This window comes from Bartonella sp. AD328YNZD (genome assembly GCF_042196425.1).
In genome coordinates this window covers 1-3,231 of the sequence record NZ_JBHIQG010000273.1, presented here as the reverse complement: position 1 = coordinate 3,231, position 3,231 = coordinate 1, and the positions used below count along the sequence as shown (strand labels likewise).

The 3,231-nt window shown below is 41.2% G+C and carries 2 protein-coding genes and 1 pseudogene; all 3 read left to right on the top strand.

Features of this window, described 5'->3' with window-relative positions; all coding sequences use genetic code 11:
- Positions 1-2 precede the first annotated feature (2 nt).
- Positions 3-1,190, top strand: a complete 1,188-nt coding sequence (gene virB10, locus ACFIO3_RS10485) for a type IV secretion system protein VirB10 (protein WP_375606525.1) — start codon at positions 3-5, stop codon at positions 1,188-1,190.
- Between the two features lie 21 nt (positions 1,191-1,211).
- On the top strand, positions 1,212-2,264 hold the full coding sequence (virB11, locus tag ACFIO3_RS10480; RefSeq protein WP_375606526.1) for a P-type DNA transfer ATPase VirB11: 1,053 nt from the start codon (positions 1,212-1,214) through the stop codon (positions 2,262-2,264).
- A gap of 802 nt (positions 2,265-3,066) precedes the next feature.
- A pseudogene (locus ACFIO3_RS10475) lies at positions 3,067-3,231 on the top strand (integrase); the annotation flags it as partial.

The following is a 3,231-nucleotide window of genomic DNA, read 5'->3' as shown; positions in this document are numbered from 1 at the left end:
ACATGAGTGATAAATCAATCATCGAAGATCGAGGATCTATTGGAGATGGCAAAAACAATAGCGCCAAAACCGCCGGCAAAAAAATAGTTGTCGCAATAGCTTGTATAGGAATCTGCGGCTATGTCCTCTGGAACATCTTATCCACCCCCACAGAACAAAAAGACACCGCAAAAGCTCATAAAAAACAAGAACAAAGCTTTCACAATTCCCTCGCCCCTTTAGAGCTCGTCCCCTCTGACCCGCGTGCAAACATAGCGCCAATAACCTTACCACCCCCACAACCACTCGCACAAGAACCGAAAAAAGATGATCCCTTACTTGATGCCGCAAGACGCGCCCCCGTTCTTGCTTTTGCCAAAGGCTCTAGGTCTCAATTAAAAGACATTGTCAACACGACTCTCAATCCCTTTGAAAAATTCAATACCCTTGAAAATCTCGCCAATATGAAAAATTCCTCTGCCCTTCAAGACACACAAAATTTTGCGACCCTATTAAAGCCTACCAAAACAGAAGAAGCAAAAGCAAAAGCAAAACTCATCGGCAATAGAAACTTTATCATCGCCATGGGAACCTCTATTCCCTGTATCTTAGAAACGGCATTAAACAGTGAGCAACCAGGCTTTGCAAGCTGCATTATTAACCGTGATATCCTCTCCGACAATGGTCGCGTTGTTTTACTTGATAAAGGAACTCAAGTGATTGGCGAATACCGCGGAGGGATAAAACAAGGTCAATCCCGCCTCTTTGTTCTCTGGACAAGAGCAAAAACTCCAACCGGTGTCATCATCGACCTTGCCTCACCCGCAACAGACAGTTTAGGAAGAGCTGGTTTTGATGGCAACATCAACACCCATTGGTGGGAACGCTTTGGCTCTTCCCTTTTGTTGACCGTTATTGATGGTGCCACAACAGTTTTAACAAATAAAATAGTAGGCAATTCCAATAAAGGAGGTTCAAACAACTCTGGAGGCGGCGGTTTTGAAGGCGCAAACAACACTGGAAAAGAAGCCGCCAGTATTGCCCTTGAAAATCAAATCAATATCCCTCCTACCTTAGAAAAATTTCAAGGCGAACTGGTCAACATTTTCGTAGCAAAAGATCTCGATTTTTCCTCTGTTTATAAATTAACCATCACAAGAAAAAAGAGAAACGCTTTCTCGCGTTCTACGCCAGGCTATTCCTTTTTTTAATTCTCACGTTCAGAGTATATTATGCCAACAGCAAAAAACATAGAACGAGCCTCTATCGTTTTAACAAAATTAAAAATCTTAGATGACTTCCTCAATGATGAGAATTTATTTGAGATTGTTGTCAATCGCCCAGGCGAAGTGATTGTTGAGGGTCCAAATGGTTGGCAAACCCACATCTTAAAAGAGCTAACCTACAGCGAACTAGAAGGGATTGCGAAAGTTGTTGCTGCCTACACAACACAAAAAATTAGTGTAGAAAATCCCGTTCTTTCCGCAACACTGCCCAATAACGAACGCATACAAATTGTCATGCCCCCTGCTGTTGCCCCCAACACCATGAGCATGACAATTCGTAAACCTTCATCACGCACTTTTTCTCTTGAAAGTCTACACGAAAACCAGCTATTTTCTGTCACCAGAAACGTTAGTTTTACCCCCCTTGAACAAATGACAAAACGGGCAAGTGAACTCTCTGATACAGAAAAAGAGCTAACAGATCTCTTTATCGCCAAAGACTTTTGTACATTTTTAGAACGCGCTGTTGTTACACAACAAAATATCTTAATCTCTGGAAAAACCGGTTCTGGTAAAACAACCCTCTCCAAAGCTTTAATTGCAAAAATCCCTGAATATGAACGCATTCTCACCATAGAAGACACGCCCGAGCTTGTCGTTCCACACACAAACAAAGTGCAGCTCTTTTATTCAAAAGATAATCAAGGCTTAGCAAAAGCTGGAGCAAAAGAACTGCTTGAATCTGGATTGCGTATGCGCCCCGACAGAATTCTTTTGCAAGAGCTGCGTGATGGTACAGCCTTTTACTATATCCGTAATGTCAATTCCGGTCACCCAGGTTCTATCACCACCGTCCATGCCTCAACAGCACTCGCCGCCTTTGAACAAATGACCCTTTTAGTCAAAGAAAGTGACGGGGGTGGTAATTTAGCACGCGACGATATCCGCGGCTTATTAATCTCGATGATAGATGTCATCATCCAATGTAAACGTTTAGAAGGAAAATTTCGTGTAACAGAAATTTATTACGACCCTTTCAAGCGCCGTGATGCTTTTTAAAAAAAACGATACCCTCCCCCTCTTATGCCAATAGAGATTTTTTAAGAGCACAATTGATCGCTTCAGGTTCATTTTCAATGATTGAAAGTAACAAACGAGAAAAAGTATCTATAGAATATCGTCCCTGTTTCCAATCACGAATGCGCCTTACAGAAAAACCAAAACATGCCGAAAATGATATCTATAACCCTATATTTTTTCTGATTTTTTTGACATCAATGTTTGCAAGGATATGGCTACCAAATTTTATGACATCCACTTCACCTTTAGCATAAGAACAAAGTATTGATTTATATAGATAATTTATCGTTATTCAACTTGAATTAGAACCCTGAATATCGTACAGTTCTCTCATTTCAAACTTGCTTATCTTGAAGCAATCAAAATCACTTGCTTGCACGTCACAAGCGGGGGGGAGTCCATGTGGAAAAAACCGTACAAGAAAGAACTAAAAATGGTTCTTATGAACCCTCTCTAGTGCCAAGGGCTATCGCAACACTCATGAGCTGGTAAAGTGTGTAATGGTGCACCGGCTTGCTTCTTCACAAACGTGCAATACATTGATTTATAATGATAGTTCACTGTTTTGTATGTTGAATGAGAGTCCTGAATACCGTACAATTCTCTCATTACAAATCTGTGTATCTTGAAGCAATCAAAATCACTTGCTTGCACACTACAAGCGGATAGTCCATGTGAAAAAACCGTACAAGAAAGAATTAAAAATGGCTCTTATGAAACCTCTCTAGTGCCAAGGGCTATCGCAACACTCATGAGCTGGTAAAGTGTGTAATGGTGCACCGGCTTGCTTCTTCACAAACGTAAAGATAGAGGTGTTCAATGGCTTTATCGTTATACCATTCATGGTCTGCGCCATGAAATGGATCTGAGTGCCTTAAGAAATGTTTCTTTAAAACAAACCCGTGAAACTGCACACAATGGTGTGCTGTTTTACGTGAGGGTCGTA

Coding starts and splice junctions, on each gene's coding strand:
- virB10 (WP_375606525.1), top strand. CDS start 3: ATGAGTGATAAATCAATCATCGAAGATCGAGGATCTATTGGAGATGGC.
- virB11 (WP_375606526.1), top strand. CDS start 1,212: ATGCCAACAGCAAAAAACATAGAACGAGCCTCTATCGTTTTAACAAAA.